Here is a 16,878-nt window from a genome sequence, read left to right as displayed (position 1 = left end):
CATGGGCTTTCGCCTGTCGAAAATCTACACCCGCACCGGCGACACAGGCGAGACCGGCCTGGGCGACGGCCGCCGCGTGCCCAAGGACCATCCACGCGTGGAGGCGATTGGCGAAGTGGACACGCTGAACAGTCAGCTCGGATTGCTGCTGGCGTATCTCGAGGCACTGGGCGGACAGCATCCGGGGTTGCAGGATGTGATCGAGGTACTCACACCTTGCCAGCACCGTTTGTTTGACCTGGGCGGCGAGCTGGCGATGCCAGAGTACAAGGCGTTGAATGCGGCCGAAGTGGACCGGCTGGAAGCGGCGATCGACCGCTGGAACGAGGAGGTCGGGCCGCTGGAGAATTTCATCCTGCCGGGAGGTTCGGCGTTGATCGCCCAAGCCCATGTGTGTCGCAGCCTGGCGCGCAGTGCGGAGCGGCGCTGTCAGCACTTGAATGCGTTGGAACCGCTGGAAGGCGTAGGGTTGGCGTATATCAATCGGTTGTCGGATTTGCTGTTTGTGGCGGCCAGGGTGATTGCCAGGCGCCAAGGGGTTGCCGAGGTGTTGTGGCAGGCGGCGGCGAAGCCCCACTGATTAGGGTGGTGTTTGGTCTGACCCTATCGCAGCACAGGTATCTACACAATTTTCAGAGACTGACAAATCGCCCCTGTAGTGAGCGGGCTTGTCCCGCGCTGGGCTGCGAAGCAGCCCCAAACCAGACGATTTGGTTTCATCTGGAACACTGCGGTGTCCTTATTGGGGCGGCTTCGCCACCCAGCGCGGGACAAGCCCGCTCACTACAAAAATGTGTAGATATCTATGCCTATCGCAGGCAAGCCAGCTCCCACATTTTGAATGTGTTCACAGATCAAAATTGTGGGAGCTGGCTTGCCTGCGATGAGGCCCTCAGAACACCATCAAACCTGCGGCCAGAACGCCCGAATCCCCGCTACACCCTGAGCCCCGGCTTCCCAGGCCCTCTCCCGCTCAGCCGGCCCAACCCCGCCCAGCAGAAACACCGGCTTGCTGAACCCGCTGATCAACTGCGCCGCCTGCTCCCAGCCCAACGGCTGCGCGTCGGGGTGAGTCTGAGTCGGTTGCACCGGCGACAGCGTGACAAAATCCACATCCATCAACTCAGCCAGCGCCAACTCCTCAGCGTTGTGGCACGACGCGGCCAGCCAGCGCTCCTTCGGCAACGGTCGCCCCTGGCTCGCGTGTTTACGCAATTGCGCCGCGGTCATGTGCCAGCCGGCTGCGGGAAAATCGCCCAACCATTCGAACGGCCCCTTCAGCATCAATTGAGCCTTGCCTGCGCATAAGCCCACGGCATCCACCGCGAGGTCACGGTATTTGGGGTCATACCCATTAGGCGCGCGCAGTTGGACCAGCTTGATGCCGCCAGCAATGGCTTTCTGGATGCCGCGCAACAGTGCAGGGGTTTCCAGTTCGCCAGGGGTGATCAGGTAGTCGGCAGGCAAGCGCGCAGCGGTAACGATCGGCGCATTGGCCGCCGGAAACGCGTAGCTGAGCAGGTCCCGTGGGGCAACCCATGCCAGCGGTTGCCCTTCGACGCCCTGGGGCTCGCCGGTAAAGGCCGAGACCTCCCAGACATCCAGCAACACCTGCTTGTCGGGGTAGTCATGCTGCACCTTGATCAGCGGCCGCGCCGTGGTGACCTGGATACCCAATTCCTCCTGCAATTCGCGGGACAGCGCGCCGACGACCGACTCACCGGCCTCCACCTTGCCGCCGGGAAACTCCCAGAGGCCGCCCTGGTGCTGGGTATCGGCGCGGCGCGCCAACAGGATCCTGCCGTCGACACCGCGGATCACCGCTGCTGCTACATGCACTCGTTTCACCGCGTTTTTCCTCTTGGCTATCAGGTACGGTATTCCGCGTTAATCTTCACGTACTCGTGGGACAGGTCGGTGGTCCAGATGGTTTCGCTGCACTCGCCGCGACCCAGTTCGATGCGGATAGTGATTTCTTCCTGCTGCATCACCGCCGAGCCTTGGGCTTCGGTGTAGGACTCGGCACGGGCGCCACGGCTGGCGATGCACACGTCGCCAAGGAACACGTCGATCTTGCTCACGTCCAGGTCCGGCACGCCGGCACGGCCAACGGCGGCCAGGATACGACCCCAGTTCGGGTCGGAGGCGAACAGCGCGGTCTTGATCAGCGGCGAGTGGGCTACGGTGTAGCCGACATCCAAGCATTCCTGATGGTTCGCGCCGCCGTTGACTTCTACCGTGACAAACTTGGTCGCCCCTTCGCCGTCGCGCACGATGGCTTGGGCCACGTCCATGCACACTTCAAACACCGCCTGCTTCAGTGCAGCAAACAGCGGCCCGCTCGCTTCGGTAATTTCCGGCAGGTTGGCCTGGCCGGTGGCGATCAGCATGCAGCAGTCGTTGGTGGAGGTGTCACCATCAATGGTGATGCGGTTGAACGACTTGTTGGCACCGTCCAGGATCAGGCTGTGCAACACATCGCGGGAGACTTTGGCGTCGGTGGCGATGTAGCCGAGCATGGTCGCCATGTTCGGACGGATCATGCCCGCGCCCTTGCTGATGCCGGTCACGGTCACCGTCACACCGTCGTGCACGAACTGACGGCTCGCGCCTTTGGGCAGGGTGTCGGTGGTCATGATGCCGGTGGCGGCTGCCGCCCAGTTATCCACAGACAGGTCATCCAGCGCGGCTTGCAGCGCGCCTTCGATTTTTTCCACGGGCAGCGGTTCACCGATCACACCGGTGGAATACGGCAGCACTTGGCTGGCATCGACCCCGGTCAACTGGGCCAGCTTGGCGCAGGTGCGCGCGGCGGCCACCAGGCCTGGCTCGCCGGTGCCGGCGTTGGCATTGCCGGTGTTGGTCAGCAGGTAACGGATAGCGCCGGCCACGCGTTGCTTGGCCAGGATCACCGGCGCGGCGCAGAACGCATTGAGGGTGAACACGCCCGCGACAGTCGAGCCTTCGGCACAGCGCATTACCACTACGTCCTTGCGCCCCGGGCGCTTGATGCCGGCCGAGGCGATACCGAGTTCAAAACCGGCAACCGGGTGCAACGTGGGCAAAGGACCAAGACCAACAGCCATGAATGCGCTCCTTAAAAATGGGTGATGTCTGTGCCGTCGTGATCGACGGGAAATTAATGGCAAAACGCCGCGACGGCAGAGGCCGGTCGCGGCGCAGGGTGTTGCAGCGTCAGGTGCAGATCCTATTCGATCTGGCCGTGGCAGTGTTTGAACTTCTTGCCCGAACCGCACCAGCACAGCTCGTTGCGGCCCAGTTTCTGATCGTTGCGCACCGGGGTTTGAGCCAGGGCCACATCGACCTCTTCACCCAACACCTCAGGCGCATCCAGGCCCGGCGCTTCGTCATGCTGGAACTGCATGCGCGCAGCCAGTGCCTCGGCTTCCTGACGCAGGCGAGCTTCCTCCTCGATCGGGTCTTCGCGACGCACCTGAACGTGGGACAGCACGCGGATCGAATCGCGCTTGATCGAATCCAGCAACTCGGAGAACAGCGTGAACGACTCGCGCTTGTACTCCTGCTTCGGGTTCTTCTGGGCGTAGCCACGCAGGTGGATGCCGTGACGCAAGTGGTCCATGGTCGACAGGTGGTCTTTCCACAGGTCGTCCAGCACGCGCAGTACGATTTGCTTCTCGAAGGTGCGCAGGGCTTCGGCACTCGCCTGCTCTTCCTTCTCGTTGTACGCGGCCAGCAGCTCGGTCATCAGCTTCTCGCGCAGCGTTTCTTCGTACAGGTGATCGTCTTCGTCGAGCCACTGCTGAACCGGCAGGTCGACACCGAAATCGCTCTTCAACGCCGCTTCCAGACCGGCAACATCCCACTGTTCCGGCAAGGACTGTGGCGGGATATGCGCGCTGACGGTGGCGTTGAGTACGTCCTGGCGGAAGTCGGCAATGGTCTCGCCAATGTTGTCGGCGGCCAGCAACGTGTTACGCATGTGATAGATCACTTTACGCTGTTCGTTGTTGACGTCATCGAACTCGAGCAGTTGCTTGCGAATGTCGAAGTTGCGGCCTTCGACCTTGCGCTGTGCCTTCTCGATGGCGTTGGTCACCATGCGGTGCTCGATCGCTTCGCCGGACTGCATGCCCAGGGCCTTCATGAAGTTCTTCACGCGGTCCGAGGCGAAGATGCGCATCAGGCTGTCTTCCAGGGACAGGTAGAAACGGCTCGAACCGGCGTCACCCTGACGGCCGGCACGACCACGCAACTGGTTGTCGATACGGCGCGATTCGTGACGCTCGGAGGCGATCACCTGCAAACCGCCGGACTCCAGCACGGCCTGATGGCGCTTCTGCCAGTCGGCCTTGATCTGGGCGATCTGCTCGGGCGTCGGGTTGTCCAGCGAAGCCACTTCCACTTCCCAGTTGCCGCCCAACAGGATGTCGGTACCACGACCGGCCATGTTGGTGGCGATGGTCAGCGCGCCTGGGCGCCCGGCCTGGGCAATGATCTCGGCTTCTTTTTCGTGGAACTTGGCGTTGAGCACCTTGTGCTCGATGCCTTCCTTGTTGAGCAGGTTGGACACATGCTCGGACGTCTCGATGGTGGCGGTACCCACCAGGATCGGACGGCCCTTGGACATGCCGTCCTTGATGTCGTTGATGATCGCCGCATACTTCTCTTCGGCGGTCAGGAACACCAGGTCGTTGTAGTCTTTACGCGCCAGCGGTTTGTTCGGCGGGATGACCACCACCGACAGGCCGTAGATCTGGTGGAATTCGAACGCTTCGGTGTCGGCCGTACCGGTCATGCCGGACAGCTTGTTGTACAGACGGAAGTAGTTCTGGAAGGTGGTGGACGCCAACGTCTGGCTTTCGGCCTGGATGTTGAGCATCTCCTTGGCTTCGATGGCCTGGTGCAGGCCTTCGGACAAGCGACGCCCCGGCATGGTACGGCCGGTGTGTTCGTCAACCAGCACGACCTGGCCGTCCTGCACGATGTATTCGACGTTGCGGTGGAACAATTTGTGAGCGCGCAGGCCGGCATACACGTGGGTCAGCAGGCCCAGATTGTGCGCCGAGTACAGGCTTTCGCCCTCGGCCAACAGGCCGATCTGGGTCAGCATGTCTTCGACGAACTGGTGACCGGCTTCGTTGAGCTCGACCTGGCGAGTCTTCTCGTCGATGGTGAAGTGACCTTCTTTGGTCACCACGCCTTCCACTTCTTCGATGTGCTGCTCCAGACGCGGGATCAACTTGTTGATCTCGGTGTACAGGCGCGAACTGTCTTCGGCCTGGCCGGAAATGATCAGCGGGGTACGGGCTTCGTCGATGAGGATGGAGTCGACTTCGTCGATCACGGCAAAGTTGAGTTCGCGCTGGAATTTCTCTTCCATGCTGAACGCCATGTTGTCGCGCAGGTAGTCGAAACCGAATTCGTTGTTGGTGCCGTAGGTGATGTCGGCGGCGTAGGCGGCGCGTTTTTCCTCAGGCGGCTGGAACGGCGTGACCACACCCACGGTAAGGCCGAGGAATTCATACAACGGGCGCATCCAGTTGGCGTCCCGGCGAGCCAGGTAGTCGTTCACCGTCACAACGTGCACGCCCTTGCCGGACAGTGCGTTGAGGTAGACACCCAGGGTGGCCACCAGGGTCTTGCCTTCACCGGTGCGCATTTCGGCAATCATGCCTTCATGCAAGGTCATGCCGCCGATCAACTGGACGTCGAAGTGGCGCATGCCCATGACGCGCTTGCCGGCTTCACGGGCGACCGCGAAGGCTTCGGGAAGCAGCTTGTCGAGGGTTTCACCTTTGGCTATGCGGGCCTTGAACTCTTCGGTCTTGGCGCGCAATTGCTCGTCCGAAAGGGCAACCATCTGCTCTTCGAAGGCATTGACCAGCTGCACCGTCTTGAGCATGCGTTTGACTTCGCGCTCATTCTTGCTTCCAAAAAGTTTCTTTAACAAAGGCGCAAACATATCGGCAGGTTCTTCCACACATAGGGATGGAGGGCGCACCGTGAGTGGCCCGAGCAGCCCTCACGGCCGCATGCGAACGCGCATTCTACCCGGAATCGTGGGTGAGGAAAGTGGCGTTGTTCCCCGATGCTGGCATGGCGCTGTGAGAGGGCTTGTTTAAAATAAGGGCTTTTGCCGGAACTTCAACCCACGCAGGCGAGAAGTTAGCGATTGATTTCACGACGAAAACCCCACGAAAGTAGTGACCGGGGGCATCCAGGCGCTTTCTGCTAAGATGGCCGCTCTGTTACTGAAGGTGTCCAATCATGGCATTTCGCCCCCTGACAGCCCGCGCGCCCAGCGTGTTGCTTCGCGATGCCAAGCCGCTCAAAGCCATCTTTGGCCATGCGCAACGCTTGGGCCATCTGCAACGCCTGCTCGAAAGCCAACTGCAGCCTGCCGCGCGCGAACACTGCCGCGTGGCGTCCTGGCGTGAAGGCAACCTGCTGCTGATTGTCACGGACGGCCATTGGGCCACGCGTTTGCGCTATCAGCAAAAACGCCTGCAACGTCAACTGATGGCCTTCGATGAATTCCTCGGTTTGACGCGCATCCAGTTCAAGGTGCAACCGCCCACCACCCTGCCTGGGGTGGTGGAGCATACTCATGATCTGTCGATGAATGCGGCCGAAACCATTCAGGCTACGGCCGAGGGCATCAGCAATCCAGGCTTGCGCGCGGCGCTTGAACGGCTGGCGGCCCACGCCAGGCCCAAATCCTGATCGGCTACTTACGCTTGCTGCCGCCCAAAAGCGACCCCAACAAACCTCGCACCAATTGCCGCCCCATCTGATTGGCGGCTTGCTGCATTGCCGATTTGAGCGCCTTGCCTGCCGTTGTGCCGAGAAACGCCCCGGCTCTATCGGTGAAGCTCGGCTCGTCGGCGGATGGCTTGCCTTCCTCGGTCGGCCCCAGTTCCTTGCGTGCCATCAGCACTTCATAAGCAGATTCACGATCGATCGGTTTGTCGTATCGGCCCTTCAAGGGTGAGCCGGCCATCAGGGCAGCGCGTTCTGCGGCGCTGAGCGGCCCGATCCGCGATTGTGGCGGTGCGACCAGAATGCGCTGGACTACTTCCGGTGTGCCTTTTTCCTGCAAGGTACCGACCAACGCCTCACCGGTGCCCAGCTCGGTCAATACCGACAAGGCATCAAACGCCGGATTTGGCCGAAAACCGTCCGCTACGGCACGCAGGGATTTCTGTTCTTTGGTGGTGAACGCCCGCAGGCCATGCTGGATGCGCAGGCCGAGCTGGGCCAGCACGCTGTCCGGCAGGTCGCCTGGCGATTGGGTGACAAAATACACGCCAACGCCTTTGGAACGAATCAGCCGCACCACCTGTTCCAGACGCTCCTGCAACGCCTTGGGTGTATCGGCAAACAGCAGATGCGCCTCATCGAAAAACAGCGCGAGCAGGGGTTTGTCGGCGTCACCGCGCTCGGGCAGTTGCTCGAACAGTTCCGCCAACAGCCACAGCAGGAACGTCGCGTATACCTTCGGCGCCTCGTGCACCAGGCGGCTGGCGTCCAGCAGGTGGATGCGCCCGCGCCCGTCGGCGTTGGGCTGCAGGATATCTTCCAACTGCAGGGCCGGCTCGCCAAACAACGCCTCGGCGCCCTGCTGCTCCAGCACCGCCAGGCGTCGCAACAGTGCCTGGCTGGAACCTGTAGTCATCAACGCCGCGTCTTCGCCCAGCAGCTGCGGGTGATAGCGCAGATGGTTAAGCAATGCCTTGAGGTCCTTGAGGTCCAGCAGCAACAGGCCTTCGCGATCCGCCACCTTGAAGGCGGCATAAAGCGCCGACTGCTGGCTATCGGTGAGTTCCAACAGGCTGCCAAGCAGCAATGGCCCCATTTCGCTGATGGTGGTGCGCAACGGATGACCGGACTGCCCGTGAATGTCCCACAGCGTGACCGGATAAGCCTTGGCCGTGTAGTTGAGGAAAGGCATGCCGGCGATCCGCTCGGCCACCTTGCCCTGGGGAGTCGCCGCCGCGCCCAGGCCGCACAGGTCGCCCTTGATGTCGGCGGCAAACACGGCCACGCCCGCATCACTGAAGGCTTCGGCCAGGCGTTGCAACGTGACGGTCTTGCCCGTGCCGGTGGCGCCGGCGACCAGCCCGTGACGGTTGGCCAGGCGCATGGCCTGGGCGATGGGCTGGCCGCTAAGGTCGGCGCCGATAAGCAGTTGCGTGGAGTCAGGCATTTCGTCACCCATGGTTAATCTTTAGTGTCGCCAGGTCGATACAAGCCTATGTGAACCCCACAAAATCGAAAAACCGGTCAGACGGTTCCTACCGGGACCCACAAAGCCATCACCAGAAGTATCACACCTTTTTCAACGTTGCCATTTTGCGCCTCCCATAAGGACGCGCTTCGGATATCAAGACCTTAGCGGACCCTACGAGCCATGAATAAAAACCTGCGCTTCAGCCACAAAATCCTGCTTGCAGCCTCCCTTATCGTCATCGCCGCATTCGCGCTGTTTACCCTCTATAACGACTACCTGCAACGCAACGCCATTCGCGACGACCTCAACAGCTACCTGCACGAAATGGGCGATGTCACCGCCGGCAGTATTCAGACCTGGCTGAACGGTCGCATCGTACTGGTGGAAAACGCCGCGCAGAACATCGCCATCAACCCGGAACCCGGGGTGGTGGCCAGCCTGCTGGAACAGAAAACCCTGACGTCCTCCTTCATGGCGACCTACGTCGGCGACAGCCAGGGCGCGTTTACCATCCGCCCCGACACCAAGATGCCGGACGGCTTCGACCCGCGTGTACGGCCCTGGTACAAAGGCGCTCAGAGCAGCAACGGCTCAACCCTGACCGAACCCTACGTCGACGCAGCCACCGGGCAATTGATCATTTCCATCGCCACCCCCAGCACCAGGGGCGGCCAGGCTGTTGGCGTGGTGGGCGGCGACCTCAGCCTGCAGACGTTGGTCGAAAAAATCGGCGCCTTGAATTTCGGCGGCATGGGCTATGCGTTTCTGGTCAGCGCCGACGGCAAGGTGCTGGTGCACCCGGACAAGAACCTGGTGATGAAGACACTCGCCGACGTTTATCCGGGAAATACACCGAAAATCAGCGCCGACTTCAGTGAAGTCGAGGCCAACGGCAAGACCAATATCGTCACCTTCACACCGATCAAAGGCCTGCCCTCGGTGAACTGGTACCTGGGCGTTTCCGTGGATAAGGCCGATGCCTTCGCCATGCTCAGCGAATTTCGCACCTCGGCGGTGATTGCCACCGTGATTGCCGTAGCGATCATCATCGCGCTGCTCGGCATGCTGATCCGCGTACTCCTGCAACCGCTGCACCTGATGACGCGCGCCATGCAGGACATCGCCGACGGCGAGGGCGACCTCACGCGGCGCCTGACCATCCAGAACCATGACGAATTCGGCACACTGGGTGACGCGTTCAACCGCTTTGTGGAGCGCATCCACACGTCTATCCGCGAAGTTTCATCCGCCACCGAGCAGGTCAACGAAGTGGCCTTGCGCGTGGTCAGTGCCTCCAATTCATCGATGGTCAACTCCGACGAGCAGGCCAACCGCACCAACAGCGTCGCGGCAGCGATCAACGAACTGGGCGCGGCCGCCCAGGAAATCGCACGCAATGCGGCTCAGGCATCCAGCCAGGCCAGCGATGCGCGCCACCTGGCCGAAGACGGTCAACAGGTGGTCGAACGCAATATCAAGGCGATGACCGAGCTGTCTGCGATGATCAGCGCCTCAAGCAGCAATATCGAAGCACTTAACAGCAAAACCGTGAACATCGGCCAGATCCTCGAGGTCATCACCAGCATCTCGCAACAAACCAACCTGCTGGCGCTCAACGCGGCGATTGAAGCGGCTCGCGCCGGGGAAGCCGGACGTGGGTTTGCGGTGGTCGCGGATGAGGTACGCAACCTGGCGCATCGCACCCAGGAATCGGCGCAACAAGTGCAGAAGATGATTGAGGAGCTGCAAGTCGGCGCCCGGGACTCGGTGAGCACCATGAGCGAAAGCCAGCGCCACAGCCACGACAGCGTGGAAATCGCCAACCTGGCCGGCGAACGCCTGAACAGCGTGACCCAGCGCATCGGCGAGATCGACGGCATGAACCAGTCGGTCGCCACCGCCACCGAGGAACAGACCTCGGTGGTAGAGTCGATCAACATGGACATCACCGAGATCAACACCCTCAACCAGGAAGGCGTGGAAAACCTGCAATCGACCCTGCGCGCCTGCGCCGACTTGGAGCAACAGGCCGCGCGCCTCAAGCAACTGGTCGGCAGTTTCCGGATCTGATGCCTGGAAGGGAGCTTGCTCCCGTGGCGGTCTTGCAGGCGAAAAGCATTCAACTGGTCTATTCGTAATTTAATTGTGGGAGCGGGCTTGCTCGCGAATGCGGTGTGTCAGCGAATACATCTATTACTGATCCACCGCATTCGCGAGCAAGCCCGCTCCCACAGTTTTGACCGAGTTCGACACTCACATTGAATATGCCGCGTTTCAACACCGCCGTACGCCACTAACCCAACCGAACATCTATCCTTGCCTAAGGTCCACGTAAGGAGAGCAATGGATTGGAGGGATGTTCATCGTGCATATCGCTGACATAACCATGTTCTACGCCCCCGCCAGCGGTGGTGTAAGGACCTATCTGGACGCCAAGCACCGCCGGTTGGCGCTCAAGCCCGGTATCCGCCACAGCCTGCTGATACCCGGCGCCCACTTGGGCGAGCAGGACGGGGTGTACACCGTACCGGCCCCCCCGCTGCCGTTCGGCAAAGGCTATCGATTCCCGCTGCGCCTGGCTCCATGGCGAAATGTCCTGCACGAATTGCAGCCCGATCTTATCGAGGTGGGCGATCCTTACCTAACAGCCTGGGCGGCGCTGGATGCCAGGCGCCAACGGGACGTGCCGGTCATCGGCTTTTATCACTCCGACCTGCCGCTGCTGGTGAGCAATCGCATGGGGCCTTGGTTTACCCCCAACGCTGAAGCCTATGTCAGCAAACTTTACAAGCATTTTGACCGGGTACTGGCGCCCAGCCAGGTCATGGCCGACAAGCTCACCGGGCTTGGGGTGAAAAACGTCTTCGCCCAGCCGTTGGGGGTCGATCTGCAAACCTTCACGCCGCACGCGCGAGACCCCGGTCTGCGCGCGGAACTGGGTATAGATGAAGAGACACGCCTGTTGATCTTCGCGGGACGCGGCTCAAAAGAGAAAAACCTGCCGGTGCTGCTCAACTGCATGAAACGCCTGGGGGATGGCTACCACTTGCTCCTGGTGGGCTCCGGCATGCCCGCCAGCGTACCAGACAACGTGACCGTCATTGACGAGTTCCGCCCCGCCGAGCATGTCGCGCGGTTGATGGCCAGTGCCGATGCGCTGCTGCATGGCGGCGACCAGGAAACCTTCGGCTTGGTCATCCTGGAGGCCATGGCCTGCGGCATACCGGTGGTCGCGGTGGCCGCCGGTGCCTTCACTGAGATTGTCGATGAGCGCTGCGGCCTGCTGTGCGCGCCCAACGACCCCAAGGCGATGGCCGATGCAGTGCGTGAGTTGTTCAGCGCCGACAGCCGCCGCCTGGGGGCGCAAGCGCGGCAGCACGTAGAGCGTCATTACGCGTGGGACACCGTGGTCGACAGCCTGCTTGGCCATTATCACGCGGTCGTAGGCACCCACAAGCCGATGCTTGCCCATGGTTGAACGCTCGGTGTTGCTGGTATTGCACGACGTGGCGCCGCACAACTGGGCCGACTATCGGCCCTTTGTCGAAGCCGTGGACAAGCTGGGCGATGTTCCGATCACCTGGCTGGTGGTACCGGATTTTCATCATCACGATGCGCTGCCCGTCGACGGGGATTTCCGGCAACTGCTGGACAGCCGTGTCGCCAGGGGCGATGAATTGGCCTTGCACGGCTACTTCCACAGCGACGACCAACCGGCGCCGCGCACGCCAAAAGACTGGTTCATGCGCCGTGTCTATACCCACGAAGGCGAGTTCTACCAATTGTCAGAAACCCAGGCGCTGGCCCGCCTGCGCGCCGGCATCGACGTCTTCCAGCGCAACGGCTGGCCCCTTCACGGTTTCGTCGCCCCTGCCTGGTTGATGAGCCAAGGCACGCGCGACGCCTTGCGTCAGTTGCCGCTCAGCTACACCAGCGACCCGCAGCACCTGTATCGGCTTCCCGACTTCACCCAGGTCGATGCTCCGGGCCTGGTGTGGAGCGCGCGCGCTGCCTGGCGTCGCGGCCTGTCCAAAGTCATCAGTGACCGCCGCGCACAACGCTGGCACAGCGCCCCCGTCATTCGGCTGGGGCTGCACCCGGTGGACATGCGCCACGACTTTTCCCGCCGCTATTGGCTTGAAACGCTGCACCGCTTGCTGGACGCCGGCCGTACGCCGCAAACCAAGGTGGCCTGGCTGGCATCGCAAACATGAGCCGGTTGCTTTGGATGCTGTTGGCATTGCTGGTGGCGCTGGTCGTTCCGGTGTGGCTGGGCGGCGGTGAAGCCCTGACGCGCCTGGCGCAGTTCCCGCGGCAATTGTTATTGGTGATGTTCGCCATGATCGTGCTGTGCTGGGTCATCAACAGCCTGCGCTTGCGCCTGTTGCTGGGCGAGCACAGCGGGCAACTGACCCGGCGCAAATGCCTGGGCGTGGTGATGTCCACCGAATTTGCCCAGTGCGCCACGCCGGGCGGCAGTGGCGGCCCGCTGACGTTGATGGCCTTGCTGGCGCGCCACGGCATACGGCCGGCCCAGGGCAGCGCAGTGTTTGCAATGGACCAGTTGAGCGACCTGCTGTTTTTTCTCTGCGCATTGATGGGCATTGCGCTGTACGCCCTGTTTCACTCTCTGAACCCGCGGTTGGAGTGGCTTCTGGAGTTCAGTGCGGTGTCGATGGTGGGAGGGCTAGTGTGTTGCGTGTTGCTGGTGCGCTTTCACCGCCAGGTCATCCGCCTGAACGGCGCGCTGCTTAGAGGGCTGCGGGTACGCACCCGTCTGCGCCGACGATGGGCACGCAGGCTCCTGCATTTTCTTGCGGCATTCAGCGACACGCTGAAATTGCCGTGGCTGACATTGATCGGCGTGTTCGTTCTCACGAGCCTGCACTGGTTATTACGCTACAGCGTGCTGTACCTGGCGTTGCGCGGGCTGGGCGCGGATCTGCAATGGGCGTGGAGCTTCTTGATTCAGATGCTGTCGTTGACGGCCGGGCAATTCAGCCTGTTGCCGGGCGGGGCCGGGGCTGCGGAGTTGACCTCGGCAGCACTGCTGGCACCTATGGTGGGCAAATCAACCGCAGCAGCGGCCATTCTGATCTGGCGCGCAGTGACCTATTACTTCTACCTGCTGTGCGGGGGGCCGGTATTCCTGCTGATGGTCGGCAAACCGCTGCTCAAGCGTCTTTTCCAGAAGGCTCGCAAGGCTCAGGCGGCACCTCAGGCCTGTGCAACTGCTCCCACAACCGGGCAGCCCCCGGAAAGTCAGTGCCATCCTCGGCACCCAACGCATCCGGGTCATAGCGACTCAGACAGCCTTCGCCCACGGTAGCAGGCGCCCTGGACGTGGCTTTATCGAGCGGGTCGGTCATGGGTGTGTCCTGAAAGTGCAGTCATAAAAAAGGGCCTGCAACGATTTAACGCCCAGGCCCTTCATTCTTCAATCACCACAGGTCGATCAGAACACGACCGTCTTGTTGCCGTGTACCAGCACGCGGTCTTCCAGATGGTAACGCAGGCCACGGGCCAGGACCATTTTCTCGACGTCACGACCGAAACGCACCATGTCCTCGATGCTGTCGCTGTGGCTGACACGCACCACGTCCTGCTCGATGATCGGGCCGGCGTCCAGCTCTTCGGTGACGTAGTGGCAGGTCGCGCCGATCAACTTCACACCGCGCAGGGAAGCCTGATGGTAAGGCTTGGCGCCCACAAACGACGGCAGGAAGCTGTGGTGAATGTTGATCACCTTGCCGGCGTATTCGCGGCACAGTTCCGGCGGCAGGATCTGCATGTAGCGCGCCAGCACGACCACGTCGGCTTCATGCTGCTTGACCAGGCGCGACACCTCGGCGAACGCCGGCTGCTTGTCCTGCGGGTTGACCGGTACGTGGTAATACGGGATGCCGTGCCACTCGACCATGCTGCGCAGGTCATCATGGTTGGAGATCACACAGGCGATTTCGCAGTCGAGCTCGTCGCTGTGCCAGCGATGCAGCAGATCCGCCAGGCAATGGGATTCGCGGCTGGCCATCAACACCACGCGTTTTTTCTGCTCGGTGTCGGTAATGTGCCAGGTCATCGAAAACTCTTCGGCGATCGGTGCGAAGGCCTCGCGGAAGGCCTCGAGGCCGAAGGGCAGCGAATCGGCACGGATCTCGTGACGCATGAAGAACCAACCGCTGAGATTGTCCGAGTGATGACTCGCCTCGGTGATCCAACCGTTGTGGGAGGCCAGAAAGTTACTGACTTTGGCAACGATGCCGACCCGGTCCGGGCAAGCAATCACCAGCCGAAAAGTGCGCATTAGGGGGAAACTCCAGAACTTCGCAAAGGCCGCCATTCTAGCGATTGCGCAGCAAAACTGCAGTATTCGTTAACGTTTATTCTGATCACCGGCCTGGCCTTTGCCCCTTAATGGCCTAGGGTTTTACCACCCGCCTATGAATTTACCGCGTCATCCTGTGGGTGTTTCGCGGTTTTCAAGGAAATTATCTTAAGGTTCGTGCCCTGGTAATTAACTCGAATGGACAGCAAGGCTAGAAACATTCAAAGTAATTCACATAAATACGACCTTAAATGTTTACTTGCGCAAACCGCGTGACTATTATTGGGCCACTATCCCTGTCAACAGCGCTCTACATTAAGGTAGTCCACATGTCTCTGATCAACGAATACCGTGCCACCGAAGAAGCTATCAAAGAGCTGCAAGCCCGTTTGAAGAATCTGTCCCAAGACGACAAACTGCAAACCGAGCTGGAATTCGAAGGCAAATTGCGCACCCTGATGGGTGAATACTCCAAATCCCTGCGTGACATCATCGCGCTGCTGGATCCAGAGTCGAAAGTTAAGGCACCGCGCGGCGCTGTAAAAACGACTGGCACGAAGCGTGCTCGCAAGGTCAAGCAATACAAAAACCCGCACAACGGCGAAGTGATTGAAACCAAAGGTGGCAACCACAAAACCCTCAAAGAGTGGAAAGCCAAGTGGGGCGGCGACGTGGTTGAAGGCTGGGCTACCCTGCTGGGTTAAACCTCGCCAGGCTTGCGCCTGCTACGCATCACATTAAAAAACGCCAGCTTGCTGGCGTTTTTTATTGCCCGCGAAGTGTGTGCAAACACGCTTACAGATTCATTCTGGCGGCCAATGAGTCCGCGTATACCTGCCATTGCTCAAGCACCTGCGCCTGAAACGGCGTAGCAGTAACGGCCAACTCCTGTCGAGCCAGTTTAAATGCCGCAAGGGTATTGGGTGCGCCCCACTCAGGGTTTGACAAACGTTGCTGACAGAAAAGTTTCCAGCGTTGTTGTTCTTCACTGTTCAAGGTATTGGGGAAGTTACGCGCTCGGTAGCGAAACAATAATTCGGGCAAGCGGTGATCATCAAAAGGCCACTGCTGGCTTGCTAATTGCGCAGGCTCCGCCACCCGGACTTGTTCACATAAACGTCGATCACGATCGCCGATAAAACCATCGTAAAGCTGTTGCTCAGGGTCTGAACTCGGCGCGAAATCTTCCTCGGCGTAAATGAATGCCAACTTATCGCGCCAAAGTTCCTGTGCGTCAGTTAGCCGCAGCGCCCGTTTCTGATAAACGCTCATGTCCAAGTGCAGACGCTCACGGTCCTCTGCCCGCAGCACATTCAAGGGAGCAACCACCGGGCAACGGTTGATATGCACCAACTTGAGCGGTACCGGCAACTCGCCCTCGGCAAGATCGTCACGACGCGTATAGAGACGCGGGCGCAAGGCAGCGGCATCAAGGTCGAGCAACCCCTGGGGATCAAGCCCCAGGTCGCAGACGATCAACGCATTACGATTGCGTGGGTGCCATGCCAGTGGCAGCACGACGCCCAGGTAATGACGCTCGGCGGAGAAACGCCCGGAGATATGCACCATTGGTTGCAGCAAGCGCACCTGGTCCATCACCCGCTGCTTGCTGCGCAGTTGAAACAGCCATTCATACAACTTGGGCTGTTTTTCACGAACCAATCGAGCCAAGGCAATCGTGGCGCGGACGTCGGACAACGCATCGTGAGCCTGACCATGGTCAATGCCGTTGGCTTGGGTCAGGCGCTCCAGCTTCAACGTGACGCGCCCGTCCTGCTGCGGCCACTCAATACCCTCGGGGCGCAGCGCGTAGGCGGTGCGGACCACATCGATCAGATCCCAGCGGCTGTTACCGCCCTGCCATTCGCGCGCGTAAGGGTCGAAAAAATTGCGATACAGGCTGTAGCGCGTCATTTCGTCGTCAAACCGCAAGGTGTTGTAACCGGCGCCGCAGGTGCCCGGGGCCGCCAGTTCGGCATGGACCCTGGTCATGAAATCGGCTTCGGCGAGACCTCTTTCCGCAAGTGTGGCGGGGGTGATACCGGTAATTGCGCACGCAACCGGATGAGGCAGGATATCGTCGCCTGGCTGGCAATATAGATTGACCGGCGCGCCGATCTCGTTGAGTTCGAGGTCCGTGCGAATGCCGGCTACCTGGAGCGGACGATCACTGCGCGGGTTGATGCCGGTCGTTTCATAGTCGTACCAGAAAATGGAGGTCACGGGCTGTTCCTGTACTGAAGAACGACAAAGTCTAGGCGCTGAACGACGTCCAGGACCAGCACCAAATACACTGTACAAACATCCAGCAAACTCTTGAGTAGTTGCTTCCATCGTCGAC

General features: G+C 60.7%; 13 protein-coding genes and 1 pseudogene. 8 read left to right on the top strand and 6 right to left on the bottom strand.

Annotated elements, in window-relative coordinates; all coding sequences use genetic code 11:
* Position 1: 1 nt before the first annotated feature.
* On the top strand, positions 2–580 hold the full coding sequence (locus tag ACLH0H_RS14935) for a cob(I)yrinic acid a,c-diamide adenosyltransferase (RefSeq protein WP_411378610.1): 579 nt from the start codon (positions 2–4) through the stop codon (positions 578–580).
* A gap of 323 nt (positions 581–903) precedes the next feature.
* On the opposite strand, the gene ACLH0H_RS14930 is transcribed toward ACLH0H_RS14935, so the two are convergent.
* The 3 genes from ACLH0H_RS14930 to secA all read right to left on the bottom strand — a co-directional run bounded on the left by ACLH0H_RS14930 (position 904) and on the right by secA (position 5,944).
* A complete protein-coding gene (locus tag ACLH0H_RS14930) occupies positions 904–1,848 on the bottom strand; it encodes a Nudix family hydrolase (RefSeq protein ID WP_411378609.1) in 945 nt (314 codons plus the stop codon).
* 20 nt (positions 1,849–1,868) lie between these two features.
* Positions 1,869–3,086 carry a bifunctional glutamate N-acetyltransferase/amino-acid acetyltransferase ArgJ gene (gene argJ, locus ACLH0H_RS14925; protein ID WP_307389632.1) on the bottom strand — a complete coding sequence of 406 codons (1,218 nt, stop codon included), beginning with the start codon at positions 3,084–3,086 and terminating at the stop codon, positions 1,869–1,871.
* Positions 3,087–3,208: 122 nt separating this feature from the next.
* Complete coding sequence (gene secA, locus ACLH0H_RS14920) at positions 3,209–5,944, bottom strand: preprotein translocase subunit SecA (RefSeq protein WP_411378608.1); 2,736 nt, start codon at positions 5,942–5,944, stop codon at positions 3,209–3,211.
* 305 nt (positions 5,945–6,249) lie between these two features.
* Here secA and ACLH0H_RS14915 point away from each other — a divergent pair, with 305 nt between their 5' ends.
* Positions 6,250–6,705: a DUF721 domain-containing protein gene (locus ACLH0H_RS14915; RefSeq protein ID WP_411378607.1), complete on the top strand. Its 456-nt coding sequence runs from the start codon at positions 6,250–6,252 to the stop codon at positions 6,703–6,705.
* Positions 6,706–6,709: 4 nt separating this feature from the next.
* Here ACLH0H_RS14915 and ACLH0H_RS14910 read toward each other — a convergent pair whose 3' ends face one another.
* Positions 6,710–8,188, bottom strand: a complete 1,479-nt coding sequence (locus ACLH0H_RS14910; protein WP_411382416.1) for a helicase HerA-like domain-containing protein — start codon at positions 8,186–8,188, stop codon at positions 6,710–6,712.
* Positions 8,189–8,392: 204 nt separating this feature from the next.
* Between ACLH0H_RS14910 and ACLH0H_RS14905 the strand changes: the two are divergent.
* From ACLH0H_RS14905 to ACLH0H_RS14885, 5 genes and pseudogenes are all read left to right on the top strand, one after another.
* Positions 8,393–9,424: pseudogene (locus ACLH0H_RS14905) on the top strand (cache domain-containing protein); the annotation flags it as partial.
* Between the two features lie 93 nt (positions 9,425–9,517).
* On the top strand, positions 9,518–10,282 hold the full coding sequence (locus tag ACLH0H_RS14900; protein WP_370879639.1) for a methyl-accepting chemotaxis protein: 765 nt from the start codon (positions 9,518–9,520) through the stop codon (positions 10,280–10,282).
* A 286-nt stretch (positions 10,283–10,568) separates the two neighbouring features.
* Positions 10,569–11,690 carry a glycosyltransferase family 4 protein gene (locus tag ACLH0H_RS14895; RefSeq protein ID WP_411378606.1) on the top strand — a complete coding sequence of 374 codons (1,122 nt, stop codon included), beginning with the start codon at positions 10,569–10,571 and terminating at the stop codon, positions 11,688–11,690.
* Positions 11,683–12,426: a DUF2334 domain-containing protein gene (locus tag ACLH0H_RS14890; protein ID WP_411378605.1), complete on the top strand. Its 744-nt coding sequence runs from the start codon at positions 11,683–11,685 to the stop codon at positions 12,424–12,426. Before ACLH0H_RS14895 ends, ACLH0H_RS14890 begins: the two co-directional genes overlap by 8 nt.
* A complete protein-coding gene (locus ACLH0H_RS14885; protein WP_411378604.1) occupies positions 12,423–13,541 on the top strand; it encodes a lysylphosphatidylglycerol synthase transmembrane domain-containing protein in 1,119 nt (372 codons plus the stop codon). The genes ACLH0H_RS14890 and ACLH0H_RS14885 overlap by 4 nt, the downstream gene beginning before the upstream one ends.
* 126 nt (positions 13,542–13,667) lie before the next feature.
* Here the strand turns inward: ACLH0H_RS14885 and purU are convergent, their stop codons facing one another.
* The gene (gene purU, locus ACLH0H_RS14880) at positions 13,668–14,516 is read right to left on the bottom strand and encodes a formyltetrahydrofolate deformylase (RefSeq protein ID WP_076949769.1); all 849 of its coding nucleotides are present in this window, start codon (positions 14,514–14,516) and stop codon (positions 13,668–13,670) included.
* Between the two features lie 350 nt (positions 14,517–14,866).
* On the opposite strand from purU, the gene mvaT reads away from it, so the two are divergent.
* A complete protein-coding gene (gene mvaT, locus ACLH0H_RS14875) occupies positions 14,867–15,241 on the top strand; it encodes a histone-like nucleoid-structuring protein MvaT (RefSeq protein WP_005790963.1) in 375 nt (124 codons plus the stop codon).
* Between the two features lie 91 nt (positions 15,242–15,332).
* Here mvaT and sbcB read toward each other — a convergent pair whose 3' ends face one another.
* Positions 15,333–16,760 carry an exodeoxyribonuclease I gene (gene sbcB / locus ACLH0H_RS14870; protein WP_411382415.1) on the bottom strand — a complete coding sequence of 476 codons (1,428 nt, stop codon included), beginning with the start codon at positions 16,758–16,760 and terminating at the stop codon, positions 15,333–15,335.
* Between the last annotated feature and the right edge of the window lie 118 nt (positions 16,761–16,878).

This window comes from Pseudomonas sp. MPB26, assembly GCF_046605355.1.
GTDB lineage: Bacteria > Pseudomonadota > Gammaproteobacteria > Pseudomonadales > Pseudomonadaceae > Aquipseudomonas > Aquipseudomonas cedrina.
The sequence above is the reverse complement of the archived record's forward strand: the minus strand, read 5'-3'. Positions and strand labels throughout refer to the sequence as shown.